Here is a 17,990-nt window from a genome sequence, read left to right as displayed (position 1 = left end):
TATTATGAAAGTAAAATTTCACTTAGAAAAAGATAAGCAACCAACATCTGATAATGGAATGAAAATTATATACGGAAGTGCTAAGAGAGGCGGATATCGATTTCGTTGGTATTGTATTTTAGCATTAGTGTTAAGTCCTATATTAATAATAGCATACGTTTTTTTTCAACAATATATACTTACTTTAGCACCAGGGATTATTACAACAAGTCCAGTTGTGATAACCGCTCCTCAAGACAGTATGGTTACAGCTATAAATGTCAAAGAGGGGAATGAGATATTTTATGGTCGGAATGTTTTAGAGTTAAATGATCCCGTATTAGATTCAGATATTCAGTTTATTAAAACAGAGTTAGCTAATTTAAATAAAAGAAAGTCTAAAGTACAACATGATCTAAAGTCTTATTTGTTAGCTATTAGAAATGCGAAAGATAATTTAGACAGCATAAAGAAAATAAAACTGAATTATGACAAATTCATTAAAGAAGGGAAAGTATCACAAGTTGATTATGCCAATATTATCGGTATGTATAATAGTGCGCAAAATACGCTAACTAGTGCGGACATAGGATACCAAAAAGCAGTAATAGATAGTATTCAAGTTGAATTAGCTGGTGGTATTGCTCAAGTACTTCGTTCATTAAATCAAGAGTTAGTTACTAAGCTAAGTCAGAAAAAGCTACTAAGTATTGATTCGCCATATGACGGAAATATCGTAGAAATTAATACAGTAATAGGGCAAAGAATAAAAAAGGGTGATGTATTAGCGACTATCGCATCTAAGGCTGAGCCATTTGTCATAGCGTACTTAGAACCTAAATTTATTGAGAAAGCGAAAGAAGGCAGTGCTGTTACCGTCATACTTCCAAACCGTGAAAGATTAAAGGGCAACGTATCTTTAGCTATCGAAACCACAACTAAGTTACCAGCTCAGTTGGCTAAACCGTTTGAGGGGCCAAAATCATTGTTAAAAGTTAAAGTGACATTAAAGAAAAAAATAACGAAAGAGCAATGGGTTGAAGGGATGCCTGTACAAGTTTCTTTTTAAAATTATTATAATGGAGGTTGTAAATGAAAGTCGATTATATTTATTTAACAAACAAAATTTTAGACTCGTGTGAAATTTTAAGATTTGCTATAGAGAAAGATAATGAATTATATAAAAATAACAAAGAGACAATAATAAAATTAATAAGCCTTAATGACTGGCTTATTAGTGAATTATCAAATTCTACTCTTAAATATGAACAGCGTGAGTTAATGCTGAAAAATTGTTTAACTCTTAGTGAAATACTAAAGAAGTTAGATTAGTTCTATAAAACAAAAACCATTTATTATTATAAATTAGGATCTTAATGTTATATTAGGATTATGGACGTGTGTAATATGAAAAACATTTCATTAAGAAATAAAATTCTATTCCTAGTGGCATTTAATGCAACAGGTTTATTTGTAGCCCTTAATATTATTTATATGAATTATGTAGATAATGATAAGACTGAACAGTTTTTATTTAGACAAGTAATTCAATCAACAGAAATTTTTGATAATTTCGAAAAGAAATTAATATCGCTAAGACGAACAGATTTAGCTTTAATATCTATTCGATTTGAAGATGAAGAAGAGGTAACTGCAAGAGATAAGTTAATTTATGACATTAATTCATTATTAAATTCATATAGTGAGTTTGATTTAGATGTGATAAAAAAAGAGAAAACACAATTAGCAACGCTAAACAACGAAATTAACGCATATGTTAATTACATCAATGATATTAGAGATCGTCGATTAGCAGAGCCAAGAGCGAAACTAGTTGGTGATAGTCTTGGATTATATGAAGAAATTAATAATAATATTAGCTACTTATCTAATAAGATAAATGTTTTCCTTGAAGAATACAGACAGACATCTAAACAAGACCGATTGAACACACTGTATTTTGCAATATTTGTTATTGTATCGATAACACTGATATCAATCTTAAGTGGTTTATACATCTCAAAAGATTTAAATCGACGTATCGCATTAATTAACTCATCATTAGATCAGTTTATTTCGTTAGATTTAAGAAGTGGGAAAGTGTGTAGCTTCATTGATAGTAACGATTTCATTAATGACGAAATCGGTAGCATTATGATGTCTATTCGTTCTTTCAGATTAAAAATTGTGACAGTGATTAATGCAGTTAAAGAGAGTATTGATGTTAGTAATGATGCATTTAGTTTGATGAATGAGCAATCTAAAGAAAACGAGAAGGCCATTGTTCAACAGCTTAACTCTGTTGATATGCTTGCAACAGCGATCAATGAAATGCAATGCGCTTCAAGTGAGATTACAAATAATATCAATAACTCTGCGAACTTCACTTCTGATGCATCTAAAGAGTGTAACCAAACTAAGCAAATGGTTTCTAATACTTCTGAAGTTATCAATCTAGCTTCAAGTGAGATCGATGAATGTAATGCTTTGATTGCGGAATTACGTAACGACAGTAACAAGATCTCAAGTGTTTTAGATATGATCAGTAACATAGCAGATCAAACAAACTTATTAGCACTAAACGCTGCAATTGAAGCGGCAAGGGCTGGGGAACAAGGAAGAGGCTTTGCTGTGGTTGCTGATGAAGTTCGAGTGTTAGCACAGAAAACACAACACTCTACGATTGAGATTAATAACATTATTTCAAACTTACAGGCTAAAACTCATGATGTAAGTGAAAAAATGGAGCTGAGTCAGACAACGATTAAAGAGTGTGTAGAACAATCGACAATATCTCGAAATAATATTGAAATTGTCGATAACAACTTAAACTCAATTTCAGATATGAGCCATCAAATATCAACAGCAAGTGAAGAGCAGAGCTGTGTTATTGAAGAAATTAACGGAAATGCGATTAATGTGAGAGACATGTCTCAAGTGTGTATGGATGTATCGAGTGTGATTTTTGAACAAGTTAAGAACATGAATAAGAGCATTTCTAATTTGTCGAAAAACGTAGAGCAGTTTAAATTGTAGTGATGAAGATAAAGCTATAAGGCGTGGTGCCTTATAGCTTTTTTATTTACCGATTTATTTATCCAATAAAGCTAATATAAGCTTGTAAGATAATTAAGTTCGTAATATCAATAAAGAATGCTCCTACAATAGGAACCACCATGAAAGCTTGAGGTGAAGGCCCAAAGCGAGATACTAAAGAACCCATGTTCATAACTGCTGTTGGCGTAGCGCCAAGTCCAAATCCACAATGCCCGCCAACCATGACAGCAGCATCATAATTTGAACCCATGACTCTAAAAGTAATGAAATAAGAGAATAGGGCTAAAACAATCGTTTGAATCGTTAAGATAATTAAAAATGGAATCGCAAGATCAAAGATGTTCCACAGTTTTAAACTCATTAACGCCATTGCTAAAAACAGCGACAGTGAAACGGTTCCAAGGATATCAACGGTTTCATTATCTATCTTTTTAACTTTCGTTACTTCACAAATATTAGTAATGAAAACACCAATAAATAACGCATAAACAAAATCAGGAATTTTAAGCCAAGCAATATCGAAACTGTTTACAAAATTACTTAAATGCTTAGAGCCGGTAACACAGATAAGTAAGATGAATAAGATTTCAATAACCTTTTTAGCTGTCACTTTGTCTTCTTCACGTTCGTTATAAGTAATTAGCTCAGGAAAACGGTCGTGCGTATTTGTACCTGCGCCATATTCAGATTCTAACTTATGCTTTTGAATAAGTCGCTGCGCGATAGGGCTACCAATTAAACCACCCATAATTAGACCAAACGTTGCCGATGCCATCGCAAGTTCAAGTGTGTTTAATTGATAAGCGTCAGCAAAGGTTTGTGACCAAGCTGCACCCGTACCGTGTCCGCCAGATAAGGTAATAGAACCTGCGATTAAACCTAGCAATGGATCTAACCCCATTGCTGAGGCAAGGCCAACACCAACGGCATTTTGTATGATGATATAAAACGAAGCGACAGCTAAAAATAGGAAAACTTTAGTGCCACCTTTAAGCAATTGAGTGTAATTTGCTGCAAGACCAACGGTACTAAAAAACATTAGCATGAAGGTATTTTGAAGAGGCAGAGAAAACTCAAGGCTAATTCCTTGAAAATGCAAAGCCGTAATTGCAAAGGCGACAATTAATCCCCCAACGATAGGTTCAGGGATATTATATTTTTTGAAAAGGTCAATTTTTGAGTTGATGAAATGACCCAGAAAAAGCACAGCGATTGCTATTAGAAATGATTCTAATGCGCCGATTGATAGTGAGTTTGTCATAATAGCTCGAAATAAATATATCAAACCAAGAGGTGTGACGGGAAAGATCGAGATTATGCCAAGTTATTGATAATGTCACTATAAATATTCACTGTCATAAAAAGTTCATAATTCAAGTGGATGAATAATGAACGATTTATGACAAAGAAAAGTAGCCTTAGATTCTATCTGGGCGGTTTGGTTTGTATGGTTTGTATAAACACAATGACATGACAATACCAAAGCAAATACCTTGGGTTATCATTGCTGTACCACCATAACTGAAAAATGGAAGTGGACTACCCATTACAGGAAGTAAACCACTTACCATGCCCATATTAATGAAGGCATACAAGAAGAAGCTTAATGCAAAGGTACTACTCACCAAACGAGTAAAGGTACTTTCGCTTTGATAAGCTAACCAAATTACGCGTCCAGTGATGAATAAATACAGTGATAACAGTAGAGCACAGCCGAAAAATCCCCATTCTTCTGCATAAGTAGAAAAAATGAAGTCAGTGTGACTTTCAGGAATAAACCCCAGATGTCCTTGTGTCGCATTCATCCAACCTTTACCACGTAGTCCGCCAGAGCCAATAGCAATTAAAGATTGAATAATTTGGTAGCCTGCACCAAGCGGATCCGACTCAGGGTCAAGAAACTGAGTAACACGCTTTTTCTGATACGCTTCCATAACGAATATCCATAAAAGCGGGACGGCAGTCGCTACAGTTGCAAGAAAAGAGCCGATGATTTTCCAACTCATACCAGCAAAATACAGAACAAATAGGGCATATATAACAGTAAAAATTGCACCATCAAGATCGGGTTGAATAAAAATTAAACCAGCAGGCACTGCAGTAACAAGCAAACAAATCCCTATTTTTTTTAAATCAGGGCGTGTTGCTTCTGCTGCTAGTATCCAGGCAACCATGAGAGGAATTGCAACTTTAACTAATTCGGAAGGTTGAAATCGAATTGGTCCTATTACCAACCAACGTTGTGAGCCGTTAGTGCTATCACCGGCAATAATTACCCCAATGAGAAGAACAACAGCTAGTCCATATAGAAAAGGAGCTGAGCGTTGATAATGCATAGGGGATATGCCTGACATTACGACAATACAACCAATGGCGATCATTGCTCGTACTAAGTGACGCTCTAACATAGGCTCACTAAAACCACTTGCGCTCCAAACGGTTAAAGAGCCAAGCACAATTAATACTAAAATTGCAGCAAGTAAAGCGTAGTCTATTCGTGGTTTGTAGTCATACATAATGTTAATTCATCAGACAAAGTGAAAAGGCACTGTGTTTGCGGTGTTGATAAGGAGACCTAAATTAACCTCTTTATAAATAAATGCAATATATTAATGATGTAATGAAAGGGATAACCCAACATTTCTCTTAATGACGGGTTATTTTATGCAGTTAGAAGACAAAAATAGGTAAAGCATTATCGGTTAGAAATCTTCAGGGCACGAGAATTCAACCGTTTCATTGGTTATCGGGTGTTTGAATTTTAAATACCCAGCGTGTAAATGCAGTCTGTTTGCTTTAAAACCATAAAGATCATCACCAACAATAGGGGTGTTTAATCCCGCTTGATGGGCACAATGAACACGCAATTGATGGGTGCGACCCGTGTGTGGGTAAAGGTGTACTTTGGTTCTTTTACCTTCTTGAGCGATGACTTGGTAGTGTGTTTCTGCTTTGCGGCCACTTTTATGACAAACCATTTGGCGTGGGCGATCTTCCATATCACCGGTTAACGGTAAATTAATCGTCCCATTATCGGTTTCAATATTACCTTCAAGTAATGCGGTATAACGTTTTTCAACCGTACGTTCGATAAATTGTTTTTGAACCTGTTTATTCGATTCAGCTGTTAATGTAAGAACCAATAAACCAGAAGTCGACATATCTAAACGATGAACAATCAGTGGTCCTGTTGCGTTAGGGTAACGAGCTTGAATACGTGCATGAACAGAATCTGAAATGTATTTCCCTGATACGGATAAAAATTCGGCGGGCTTATTGACGACAACAAGCACATCGTCTTCATATACGATCTCTAATTCTTTACCATAAGATGGAGTTTGCTCTAATGGGCTGTCGTTTGTGCTTATTCCTTCAAGCATGTGCTCTAGAATTTCAAAGCATTTACTCTGACAAACAGGGTATAAGTTTTTATGCTGACGAATTTGGTCATAAGGCGACACTCCCCACCAAAATTCCCCTAACGCTAAAGGTGTATAACCCAATATAAATGCAGTTTGTAAAAGTTTAGGGCAGTTCTGCTCACTTGAATTGGCGATAGGTTCTTGTTTCAGTTGGTCTGAATCACTGTATTTAAATAATTCGAATAGACTTTTGGTCACGCCATTAGAATTAAGAAATTGCGTTGCTTTTAGTGCATCAATATGAAGTCGTTGTACTAAATTATCATACGCTAATTTCGCTTGTGAAATGCGATACTCATTTTCGTTGTATTGAGTAGAGAGCGTCAAAAGCGTGTTTTGCCAATCTTGCTTTAATTGTTTAAATGCTCTTTTTTCTCGGCTACTTTGATTACCTAGCTCAGAAATAAGAGTGCGTAAATCATCAGGAGCCAGAGGAGATAAGGTATTTGACTCTGCCTCTGCACGTTGTCGCTTACGTTGCTTTTTAGCGTCAGCCATAGCCTGTTGAAACTGGGTGATTTCATGTTCAGCTTGCTGTTGATTAACGGACAGTTTTTCTTTTAGCTCAATAAACTCAGGGTCATTTTCTAATTGATGAATATGACTTTTTAGATGTTGCAGCTCTGATCTTTGTTGGGCGCAAAGAGAATCGTGATTCGTTTTATCAAAAATAGCATCAACAAAAAAATCAGGCGTGTGACTTAATTCAGGTTGTTTATCTGCATCTTGAGCGGCAAAAGATGCAAGATAACCAATTTCGTCTTGTTGGTTTTTAACTACCAATACGCCAAACATTTTTCCGTTAACGCTACAGCTGTGTTGCCACTCATTTTGAGTATCTAAATAGTGTTGCAGATCATCCATTGCTAATTTTGCTAATGGGTGAGGTGCATAATAATACGGGAACGTAAAATGTTGAGGCAGATCAATACCATCAATATTATCGGATAAACGAATAAATTTGTGGGCTAATGTATTGTTACACATGACATTAAAATTCCGCTTCGACATTAAATTCCATCGATTCTTTAGTGATAGGATGAATTAACGATAAATAACCAGCATGTAGATGTAAGCGATTTGCTTTTTTTCCATATAAACCATCACCTGTAATTGGCATATTTAAACCAAGATAATGAGCACAATGCACTCTAAGTTGATGCGTTCGACCTGTTTTAGGGTAAAGGTAGACTTTGGTTTTATTCTCTTTACGCTCAATCACTTGGTAGGTGGTTTCTGCAGATTTCCCATGCTCAAAACACACTAATTGGCGAGGGCGATCATATAAATCACCACGCATAGGCAAAGTAATCAGCCCTTCATCTTGTTCTAAAACGCCATCAAGTAGAGCTGTGTAGCGCTTTTCTACCGTTCGATTAATAAATTGTTGTTGTAAGCGTTTGTGTGCTTTTGGCGTAAGGCCTAAAACAAGTAATCCTGATGTTGCCATGTCCAAGCGATGAATGATTAACCCGCCAGTCGCATCGGGGTAACGTTGTTGTATGCGTGCATAAACTGAATCTTGGATGTTTTTACCTGGAACAGATAAAAAATCAGCTGGTTTATTTACTACAACCATAAATTCATCTTCATAGACGATTTCAAGATCTTTCCCTTCTGCTGGGTTAATAAGCAGTGGGTTATCATCCATTTCAATTCCATCAAGCATATGACCTAAAATTGGCTGGCATTTACTCTGACATGACGCATAGAATTTTTTATGTTGGCGGATTTCAGATTTTGGAGCAATGCCCCACCAAAACTCCGCCAGTGCAAGTGGTGTGAAACTATGTGCAAAGGCATATTGAAGTAATTTAGGTGCAGCACATTCGCCAGAACCGGCTGGTGGGATCTGGTTTGGTGTATCTTTGAAAATATCGTTAAGATCTTTCTCAATACCATGGGTATTTAAAAACTTGTATTGCTGAAACAGTTTCTTTTGTAATCCGTTAGATAGATTTTTTCGCTTGGTTTTTAATTCATTAAGTGCATCTTCTAATTCATTAAGTTGGCATTGAAGCGCGCTTATTTTTTCATCCCACATGAATTTAATATCGCGTAAGGTATTTTTTTCTTTAACGCTTTCTTTGCCAAGTACCACTTTGAGTTGTTCTAATTCATCTGCGCTTTTTTGCGTACCATCTTGAGCTGTGATTTCAGCCGCAGCTCGTTGTGCTTTACGAGATTTTCGCCCTTCAATCATTACTTGGCGTTGAATTTCTATCTGTTGTAGTGACGCATTAATTTCGGATTGGATAGAGGTCGTTAAGTGAGATAATTGTGGATTAGCTTCGAGCTGTTTAATTGTTGCATTGATCTCTGTGATTTCTGCAAGTTCAGTTTTGAAAAAACCGTCTTCTTCCAGCATATCAAATACAGGTGGTACAAAATGAGGGAGATGATTACTGTCAGCAACTTTGCCTGAGAATGCGGATAAATAGCCAATTTCACCCGTTGGTGCTTTCACTAATAATACGCCAAACATTTTACCAATCGCATTGCTTTTATCACCAGATAGGCCGAAATTATGATGCCATTCTTGTTGTGTCTCTAAGTGACGTTGTAACTCTTCTGCTGCAAGTTCACATAAAGGATGTGGTTCATAACAAAAAGGGAAAGTGAATTTTTCAGGAAGTGTATAACCGTCGATAGACTGAGTAAATGAAGTAAAACAAGGATTGGAGATAGGCATAATAGTTTTATATTTGAAAGCAAATGAATAGGGGGTAAAGAAGAGTGCGTGGTTCGATATTATATCAAACCACAGCAATACCAATGACCATTAATGGATGAATAGCGATTGATGGTCATTGACAAAAGCAAATGATTATTCAGCTGCTTTTACGCGGATTTTAAGTTTACCAAACTTTTTGCCATCTTCAGCGGCGATTGCTGCTAATGCTTCTTCTTCGTCAAGCATTTCAACAAAACCAAATCCTTTTGATTCACCTGTAATTTCGTCTAATACTATTTTGCAGTATTTAAATTCTCCGTGTTTTTTAAACATTTCACGTAGTTCAAATTCAGACATAGTACGAGGAAGATTGCGAACAAGTAATTTCATGATTAACCATATAATAGTGATTTAAGAGTACGTTATAGCAGAAATTCGGTTCTGGGTATATGCAAAATAGAAAATCCGAAACAGCGATTAAGCCATTTCGGATTTGGTTTTAGCCCTCCACCCAGAGTGCTAAAATTCATAAAACTTAGAAATCGTAGCGTAGACCAAATTGAATTTGATCATCTAAATCATCAATTTGTTCAAATTTGTATCCTGCATATGTGCGGAAACTTTTGTTTAGTTTGTAGATAGCTTCAATAGCAACGTTGTTTTCAGTGTCTTTGCTATCAACTTCTTGGTAGTTATAAACGCCTTGGAACACCCATTTATCCATTTTATAAGCGGCGGCGAGTTCGTAACCGGTAGCATCGATCTTGTCGATTTCACCTGTTGTGAATAAACCTGAAACCATGAACGCATCAAGTGTGTAGCGAAGGGCAAGGTTAATTTGGTCGGCATCTAGCCCTGCTTGTTCACCAGAGGTATAACCTAACCCCAAATCTAAGCCAATTGGTAGGGCATACATGCCAGATAGGCCAAAGCTATCACTTTTCTTGGTATTACTCGCAATGTAGTTTGCTTGCACGGTTAAAGCATCAAATTCACCAGAGTATACAAAGTTATTTTCACGTTTATCTTTGTTACCATCCGTTAAGTCTGCAGCATCACCACCAAATGTAGCTAAAATATCGGTGTAATCAGTAAGCATTACTTGTGCAGAATCTTGCTGTCCGTATGAGAAATTGCCAAAGGTAGTACTTAGACCAGCAAATAGATAACGGGTATTCACTAGATTGTTTTTCCCATCAGCAATTTCGACTTCATAAGTACCAAACGCACCTAAATCTTCATTGATCTTGGTTTTACCTTTTAAATTGATGCGTGCACGGCTCTTATCTTGAAACGAGCTCTCGGTTGCTGATTCATTATTATCAGAAATATTTGCACGTGCTTCGGCTCTGCCACCAACTTTTAATTGAGTGTCATCTTGATCGTAAACCGTTGCTGCTAAAAGAGGAGTTGATACAAAAGATGAAACGATAGCCGTTGATAGTAGTAATTTTTTCATTAGATTCCATACCTTTAAATTAACCAAAACACCCCGTTTTGGCCTAGTTATTTGCTTGGGATCTAAGATAGAAAACTCATATTAAGGATTGATGTAAGTTTTATTTAACATTTATAAAACTAATGTGTCATCTGTGTGACAGAGTTGAGATGACACATTGGTAGGAGAAAGGATTATGAAGGGATACGTTTACTGTTTTTCTTGATTCGTTCTTCATCAGATAACAGGTGACAGGTCGCGCATTTTTTCTTGCCGTCGATTTTATATTTTAAACAACAAGTTTCACGCTGAATGTACAAAATGGCTCGTTCTTTTTTTTCTGCTACATGAATATGCGCAAGATCTTTCCCTATATCAGGCATGATATTAGATAACCATTGCTGTGCGTTAGGGAGTATTTGTTTAGCAAGATCCGCAGAAAGTCCTTTTTCGGTTAAACGCATGAAGAAGACACTGACAGCTAGTGAAATACTTCCCCAAAATGGGCGGTGTTTTAATCGTTCTTTTTCAAATAATACACTTAAACCACCTCCAATTTGCTGGATGAGGTGAGTAAAAGCGTCATCCAGTTGTTCATGGCTTGCTACTACCGTTGATTGTGAACTTGTTGCTAACGGATCATCATCTAAGCAAACAAAATGACAATTATTATTGATTTGTAAGGACTTTATTTTTTCTCCGTTAGGAGTGGAAATGAAAATATCATTAAATTGAATAACAGGAACTCGATTAAACTTTAAACGAAGCGCCACCAAACTGGTGAAGAATTGGTTGTTAAACGATTTTAGCCACATAGAGGCCGCAACATTATGATTAACTTCTGTTTTCTTTGAAAATAACTCAATAGCCTGAGTTAAGTTAGCGGATAACCAAGTATTAAGAGGCTGGTGCTTATCATCCAGTTTGTCTTGATTTATTGCTTTAAGTTTAAAGTTATCGTCAGCATCATGCAGCCACGCCAATTGGTCTTTTAAAGAATGGCATGATTCTGATGATTTTTTGCTGCGCCAAAGTGGCTGTAGTTGAGCTGAAATATGCATAATATAAGCAAGTTCTTAATTGTTTTTATTGGTTTTAATTAGCCGGGTAGATTACACCTAAACTCGCATAACGAGAAGCACCTGTCACATCAGGTTCATTACTTGGCAAGCCATGAATTCTTTGATGAGCAAGCCATGCAAAGGCCATTGCTTCCATATTGTCACTATCTACATTGTAGTCGTTAGTGGTGGAAACTGCCCAATTAGGTAAATGATGTTGCAGACGCTCCATTAAAAACTGGTTATGAGCTCCGCCACCACAGACTAATAGCTTAGTGTCATTGCCAACTTGGAATCGGATCACTTGATCAACAATAGTTGTCACGGTGAATTCTAATAGTGTTGCTTGAACATCTTGTGGTTGATACGGTTTATTTTCGATGTATTGTGCAAACCAATCTAAATTAAATAGCTCTCGTCCAGTGCTTTTCGGGTATGGGCGTGCGAAATAATCGTGTGTTTTTAGTTGGTTGAGCAGTTCATCAATAATTTGACCAGAACGAGCCCATGCGCCATCTTTATCGTAACTTTCCCCTTTATGTTCAGTAATCCATGAATCCATCAACATATTGCCAGGGCCTGTGTCATAACCAATAACAGGAGAGTCTTTTTGTAAAATAGAGATATTAGAGATACCGCCAATATTTAGAATTACATTGGTGCTGTCTGGCTTTCCAAATAAGGTGTTATGAAAAGCAGGAACTAAAGGAGCACCTTGGCCTCCTAATGCCATGTCTTTTCTACGAAAATCGGCAACCGTATCAATACCTGTTTTTGCTGCAATAATATTGCTATCACCAAGTTGCATAGTAAAAGGGAATTCTGCATCAGGTGAGTGAAACACCGTTTGACCATGGCTGCCAATCGCTGTGATGTCAGAGGGGGCAATATGTAAAGTACTCAGTAAATGAAGAGTTGCATCGGCAAAAAGATGACCAAGACGATGATCTATTTCACCAACCACTTTTAAATTGGTTTGTTGTCCCGTGCATACAGCAAGTAAATCCGCTTTTAGTTGTGGATCCATAGGATAATCAGCATGACCAAGTAGATTGATTGTTGTACCGTTAGTCTCAACGATGACGGCATCCACACCATCCAAACTGGTTCCAGACATTAAGCCAATGTATTTTTCCATGTATATACTCCATAACTACGGATTTATTAACGGTTTTATTGTGCCATAAAGTCATAAGATTATATCTATATTACTCACACTATTGACATAAAATTGCCATATATGAGATTTCAAAATGATAACGAGCATGATACTTTAAGCCTATAAAAATTAAGATGATTTGGAGAATGCTATGGGCCCATTATGGCTAGATGTTGAAGGATATGAGATTGATGCAGAAGAGCGTGAGTTACTTCAGCACCCAACCGTTGGGGGATTGATTTTATTTGCTCGAAATTATCATGATCCAAAACAGTTAGCGGCATTGACTGCATCCATCCGTAAAGCAGCAGGTCGACCAATTCTTATCGGTGTCGATCAAGAAGGTGGACGTGTTCAGCGCTTTAGAGATGAGTTTACGCTTATTCCACCAGCACAAGCCTATGCTGAAATGGATAACGGACTTGAACTGGCTAAAACGGCGGGTTGGTTATTATGTGCAGAGCTAGTCGCTCATGATATTGACCTTACTTTTGCCCCAGTTTTAGATAATGGATTTGATTGTAAAGCCATTGGTAATCGTGCTTTTGGCGATGACATTAATACGATTGTTAAGTACAGCACAGCATTCATGCAAGGTATGAAATCGGCAGGAACCTCAACGACGGGTAAACATTTCCCTGGTCATGGTGGTGTTATTGCTGATTCGCATCTAGAAACGCCTTATGATAACCGTAACAATATTTTTGAATTTGATATGGCAATCTTTAAAGCTCAAATTGAAGCGGGTATTTTAGATGCAATGATGCCTGCTCATGTTATTTATCCTGAATATGATTCATCACCAGCAAGTGGCTCATCTTATTGGTTAAAAGAAGTGCTTCGTAAGCAACTTAACTTCAATGGTTTAGTCTTTTCAGATGATCTAAGCATGGAAGGGGCAACCATTATGGGTGGTCCAGCAGAGCGCTCTCAACAAGCGTTAGATGCCGGCTGTGATATGCTCTTGATGTGTAATAACCGTAAATCAGCGGTAGAAGTATTGGATAATCTTACTATTCAGTCAGTAGCTAAAGCGGATGCATTATTAAAAACACAGCATTTTGATAGAAAAACATTGCTAGGTACAAGAGAGTGGAAAGAAGCGAGTGAGCTTATCACTCGTGCTTATGATGGTTGGAAATCATAGCTAAATATCGTTTTTGGATTAAATAAAAAAGCCCCGATGTTGATTTAACAGCGGGGCTTTTATTTTATGCGATGTTTAATTACTCAACAGTAATAATACGCATACAGTTTGTCGAACCAACGATATCCATAACGTCACCTTGAGTGATGATTACTTGGTCGCCAGTTGATAGTAAACCTTTAGATTTTAGTGTGTTGATTGCAGCATAAGTTGATGGAAGACCTGAATCTGCTTTCTCATCAAAGAATACTGGAGTCACACCACGGTAAAGCGCTGCACGGTTTAGCGTACCTTCGTTGCGAGATAGAGCAAAGATAGGTAGACCAGAGCTTAGACGAGACATCATAAGTGGAGTACGACCAGACTCAGTAAGTGTGATCATCGCTGTGATGCCTTCCATGTGGTTTGCTGCATACATAGTAGACATTGCGATTGTTTCTTCTGGTGTCGTGAAGCGACGGTCTAAACGGTGGTTAGATACGTTAACTGTTGGTACTTTTTCAGCACCCATACAAACGCCAGCCATTGATGTTACAGTCTCAACAGGGAAGTCACCAGCCGCTGTTTCAGCAGAAAGCATTACCGCATCTGTACCATCAAGAACGGCGTTAGCAACGTCCATTACTTCAGCACGAGTAGGCATTGGGCTAGAAATCATTGATTCCATCATTTGTGTTGCAGTAATAACCGTACGGTTAAGGCTACGAGCACGACGGATCAGTTGTTTCTGAACACCAACTAGCTCCGGGTCGCCAATTTCAACACCTAGGTCACCACGTGCAACCATAACAACATCAGATGCAAGGATGATGTCATCCAGTGCTTCTTCAGACGCTACCGTTTCAGCACGTTCAACTTTAGCAACTAATTGCGCTTCAAGACCTGCATCACGAGCTAGACGACGAGCGTAGTTCATGTCTTCGCCGTTACGTGGGAAAGAAACCGCTAGGTAATCAACTTTCATTGCAGCAGCTGTAATGATGTCAGCTTTGTCTTTTTCAGTTAGAGCGTCAGCAGAAAGACCACCACCTTGTTTGTTGATGCCTTTATTGTTTGATAGGGGACCAGCAACCGTTACTTCTGTGTGTACTTTGTTGCCTTCAACAGCAGTTACACGCAGTTGTACACGGCCATCATCAAGAAGAAGAACGTCGCCAGTAGTTACATCTTGAGGCAGTTCTTTGTAATCAAGGCCAACAGAGTCTTGGTTACCTTCACCTTTAGGTAAATCGCTATCTAGTGTGAATTTATCACCAATAGCTAATTGGATTTTACCTTCTTTAAACGTAGAAACACGGATCTTAGGGCCTTGTAAGTCACCTAGAATAGCAACGTGAGTACCAAGTTTTGCTGCGATTTCACGAACTTTTCGTGTACGCTCAATGTGATCTTCTGGGCTACCGTGAGAGAAGTTCATACGAACAACGTTTGCGCCAGCGGCAATGATTTTTTCTAGGTTATTATCACGATCTGTTGCAGGGCCAAGAGTGGTAACGATTTTTGTTCTACGTAGTCTGTTAGACATATAATCTCCAAAGTGGATGTTGTTTTATTTTTCCTATGCTTAAACATATATCGGCAATAGTGACAATACCATGACTCAAACAGGGTAAATGTAAAAAATTCTCACGCAATCGCTAAATATTTGTGCGTTTGAATAGAAAGTCGCCAATTTCTTTTGATACACGTTTCAATACAAAGTTCGGTAGCTCTTGGTTTTTGGCTAATTGGCTGAAGTGCGATAGTGACATTATCGAGTAACTCAACACCTTCTAATAATGCATCAAGTTGTTCAATATCTTTTGTTGTACCAACTGGATGTTTAATCTCATTTGCACGAGATAGGGCGACTGGCAGAACTGGTAATTTGCCTTTCATGTTGATTTTTGGTGACACTGTCACCCAAGTATTCTCTGAAGCAAGAATAGGGTAAGTACCACTGGTTTCTATTTGGCAGCGATAACCGTGCAGCTCTAGTTCTTGAGTTAATGAAGTAAGATCATACATACATGGTTCACCACCAGTAATCACCATGTGCTTTGCGGTATAACCTTGATTTTCCAACATTTCAATTATTTGAGTGCTCGACAGTTCTGTCCAACTAGGGGTATCTTCCGTTTTTGCTAAAATGGTTTGTAAATCCGTTTGATCACTTAATTCAACATCCCAAGTTTGCTTTGTATCACACCAAGAACAACCAACAGGGCAACCTTGTAAGCGTAAAAATATAGATGGAACACCGGTAAATGTTCCTTCGCCTTGAATGGTCTCGAATAACTCGTTAATTTTAAATAATGGTGCTGACATAATTATTTTACTCAAATAAAAAACTATAAAATTTGGCGTTAAAATTCGTTGTGAAGTCGCATTTTTCGTAAATATTTCATAATCTTCGTGATAGATATCACGTAGGTAAATACTTAAGCTTCACAATTTGTTCGCAAAGTAAAAAAATTCAATTAATTGATATATTTTTTACTGGAGATACGTATGTACGTGGCCCAACCCGGACACATTGATCATTTAAAACAAGTAAATGCGGGCCGGGTGTATAAGTTAATTGACCAACTTGGCCCTATCTCGCGCATCGATCTTTCTAAAGAGAGTAATCTAGCGCCGGCTAGTATTACCAAAATCACACGCGAACTTCTTGACGCACACCTTATCAAAGAAACTCAAGTACAAGAAGCAAATAGTCGTGGTAGACCGGCAATTGGCCTTGAAGTGGACAATGAAGGCTGGCAATTCTTATCTCTTAGATTAGGTCGTGGCTACTTAACTATCGCTTTGCACAGTCTTGGTGGAGAGCAACTGATAGAAGAAAGACAGTTAATTAAAGAGATTGAGCAAGATGAGTTACTTGCTAAGTTATTAAATGAAATTAACGTGTTCTTTCAAAAGCATTCTAAGATTTTAGGACGAATTACTAGCATTGCGGTGTCATTACCGGGATTAGTTATTTCTTCACAAGGTCTGATCATTCAAATGCCTCACTATAATGTGAAAAATTTACCATTGGGCCCTAAGATCTACGAATCTACAGGCTTACCAGTATTCATAGGGAACGATACAAGAAGTTGGGCATTAGCAGAAAAGCTGTTTGGTAATTCAAAAAATATCGATAATTCTATTTTAGTGTCGATTCATCATGGTGTTGGTGCTGGGATCATTATGAATGGGGAAGTGCTGCAAGGTAGAACAGGTAATATCGGTGAAATGGGACACATCAAGATCAATAAATTGGGTGCTCGTTGTCATTGTGGTAATACAGGTTGCTTAGAAACCGTAGCAAGTGCAAAGGCGATTCGTGATCAAGTAAAAAACTTGATTAATAATGGTCATCAAACCGTCTTGAAAGATCAGACGATTACGATTGAAAACATTTGTCTTGCCGCAAACCAAGGTGATGTATTAGCAAAACAAGTCATAACTGAACTTGGACATAATTTGGGTGAAGCCATAGCTATTATGGTAAATCTATTTAACCCAGAAATGATATTGATAGGTGGGGAAATTAACCTTTCGAAAGACATTTTGTACCCAATCATCATGGATTCTATTCAAAACCAAGTATTGCCACTATATGCAAAAGATACGCAATTGGTTGAGAGTCGTTTTTATACTCAAGCAACCATGCCAGGAGCTGCACTGGTTAAGCAAGCAATGTGTGATGGTTCATTGCTAATGAAGGTGATAGAAGGTTAATATCTCACTGTAAAGTATTAAAAAAGAGCAGCGAATTTGGCTGTAATGCCGATCAGTTAAGAAATTTTTGAGATCATTTGACCGATCCTCAAAATGCTTCAAAATCCGATATTAGGAAACTAATATCGGATTTTTTTATGTCTTTAGAAAGCCAACTTGCGAATACTTTTCAATCATGTAATACCTTTCATCACTTTGATAGATATTCTGATATTCTTAGTCCTGAATTGATTCAGCAAGGCTTCGAACAAGCCGGTGTAGCAACGGTTAGAAGGAGGCGATTACCTTTAGAAGCTGTACTTTGGTCCGTTGTAGGAATGAGCCTTTTTCGACAGCAATCTATTTGGG

Annotated in this window: 16 protein-coding genes; 6 read left to right on the top strand and 10 right to left on the bottom strand. The window is 37.5% G+C overall.

The genetic code is table 11. From position 1 onward, the window contains the following. The first annotated feature begins 4 nt into the window (after positions 1 to 4). The 3 genes from HC728_RS15500 to HC728_RS15490 all read left to right on the top strand — a co-directional run bounded on the left by HC728_RS15500 (position 5) and on the right by HC728_RS15490 (position 3,015). Entirely contained in the window at positions 5 to 1,048 is a 1,044-nt protein-coding gene (locus HC728_RS15500; RefSeq protein ID WP_190395722.1) for an HlyD family secretion protein, read from the top strand. 23 nt (positions 1,049 to 1,071) lie between these two features. After that, positions 1,072 to 1,311 (top strand): hypothetical protein, encoded by a 240-nt coding sequence (locus HC728_RS15495; protein WP_012535537.1) that lies wholly within the window; start codon positions 1,072 to 1,074, stop codon positions 1,309 to 1,311. Between the two features lie 75 nt (positions 1,312 to 1,386). After that, on the top strand, positions 1,387 to 3,015 hold the full coding sequence (locus HC728_RS15490; RefSeq protein ID WP_190395721.1) for a methyl-accepting chemotaxis protein: 1,629 nt from the start codon (positions 1,387 to 1,389) through the stop codon (positions 3,013 to 3,015). Between the two features lie 58 nt (positions 3,016 to 3,073). Here the strand turns inward: HC728_RS15490 and gltS are convergent, their stop codons facing one another. From gltS to HC728_RS15450, 8 genes are all read right to left on the bottom strand, one after another. Next, entirely contained in the window at positions 3,074 to 4,297 is a 1,224-nt protein-coding gene (gene gltS / locus HC728_RS15485; RefSeq protein WP_005422625.1) for a sodium/glutamate symporter, read from the bottom strand. Positions 4,298 to 4,454: 157 nt separating this feature from the next. Further along, positions 4,455 to 5,552, bottom strand: a complete 1,098-nt coding sequence (gene rodA / locus HC728_RS15480; protein WP_065604593.1) for a rod shape-determining protein RodA — start codon at positions 5,550 to 5,552, stop codon at positions 4,455 to 4,457. Positions 5,553 to 5,738: 186 nt separating this feature from the next. Next, a complete protein-coding gene (locus tag HC728_RS15475; protein WP_190395736.1) occupies positions 5,739 to 7,445 on the bottom strand; it encodes an RluA family pseudouridine synthase in 1,707 nt (568 codons plus the stop codon). 4 nt (positions 7,446 to 7,449) lie between these two features. Continuing rightward, a complete protein-coding gene (locus tag HC728_RS15470; protein ID WP_190395720.1) occupies positions 7,450 to 9,150 on the bottom strand; it encodes an RluA family pseudouridine synthase in 1,701 nt (566 codons plus the stop codon). 135 nt (positions 9,151 to 9,285) lie between these two features. Next, positions 9,286 to 9,522 (bottom strand): RNA-binding protein, encoded by a 237-nt coding sequence (locus HC728_RS15465; protein WP_005422642.1) that lies wholly within the window; start codon positions 9,520 to 9,522, stop codon positions 9,286 to 9,288. Between the two features lie 145 nt (positions 9,523 to 9,667). Then, positions 9,668 to 10,591 (bottom strand): porin, encoded by a 924-nt coding sequence (locus HC728_RS15460; RefSeq protein WP_190395719.1) that lies wholly within the window; start codon positions 10,589 to 10,591, stop codon positions 9,668 to 9,670. 173 nt (positions 10,592 to 10,764) lie between these two features. After that, on the bottom strand, positions 10,765 to 11,631 hold the full coding sequence (locus tag HC728_RS15455) for a (2Fe-2S)-binding protein (RefSeq protein ID WP_065604596.1): 867 nt from the start codon (positions 11,629 to 11,631) through the stop codon (positions 10,765 to 10,767). A 34-nt stretch (positions 11,632 to 11,665) separates the two neighbouring features. Then, entirely contained in the window at positions 11,666 to 12,769 is a 1,104-nt protein-coding gene (locus HC728_RS15450) for an anhydro-N-acetylmuramic acid kinase (protein WP_017018655.1), read from the bottom strand. 172 nt (positions 12,770 to 12,941) lie between these two features. Here HC728_RS15450 and nagZ point away from each other — a divergent pair, with 172 nt between their 5' ends. Further along, complete coding sequence (gene nagZ, locus HC728_RS15445; protein ID WP_065597524.1) at positions 12,942 to 13,937, top strand: beta-N-acetylhexosaminidase; 996 nt, start codon at positions 12,942 to 12,944, stop codon at positions 13,935 to 13,937. 79 nt (positions 13,938 to 14,016) lie between these two features. On the opposite strand, the gene pyk is transcribed toward nagZ, so the two are convergent. Further along, entirely contained in the window at positions 14,017 to 15,462 is a 1,446-nt protein-coding gene (gene pyk / locus HC728_RS15440; RefSeq protein ID WP_005422658.1) for a pyruvate kinase, read from the bottom strand. A 101-nt stretch (positions 15,463 to 15,563) separates the two neighbouring features. Next, the gene (gene queE / locus HC728_RS15435) at positions 15,564 to 16,244 is read right to left on the bottom strand and encodes a 7-carboxy-7-deazaguanine synthase QueE (RefSeq protein ID WP_054775749.1); all 681 of its coding nucleotides are present in this window, start codon (positions 16,242 to 16,244) and stop codon (positions 15,564 to 15,566) included. A 183-nt stretch (positions 16,245 to 16,427) separates the two neighbouring features. Between queE and HC728_RS15430 the strand changes: the two genes are divergently transcribed. Both HC728_RS15430 and HC728_RS15425 read left to right on the top strand, forming a co-directional pair. Next, positions 16,428 to 17,642 carry an ROK family protein gene (locus tag HC728_RS15430; RefSeq protein ID WP_011263354.1) on the top strand — a complete coding sequence of 405 codons (1,215 nt, stop codon included), beginning with the start codon at positions 16,428 to 16,430 and terminating at the stop codon, positions 17,640 to 17,642. Positions 17,643 to 17,779: 137 nt separating this feature from the next. Beyond that, positions 17,780 to 17,990 (top strand): transposase domain-containing protein (locus HC728_RS15425; protein ID WP_190395718.1); only part of this gene is annotated, 211 nt, incomplete at its 3' end.

This window comes from Aliivibrio sp. S10_S31, assembly GCF_014694495.1.
GTDB classification, from domain to species: domain Bacteria; phylum Pseudomonadota; class Gammaproteobacteria; order Enterobacterales; family Vibrionaceae; genus Aliivibrio; species Aliivibrio fischeri.
The sequence above is the reverse complement of the archived record's forward strand: the minus strand, read 5'-3'. Positions and strand labels throughout refer to the sequence as shown.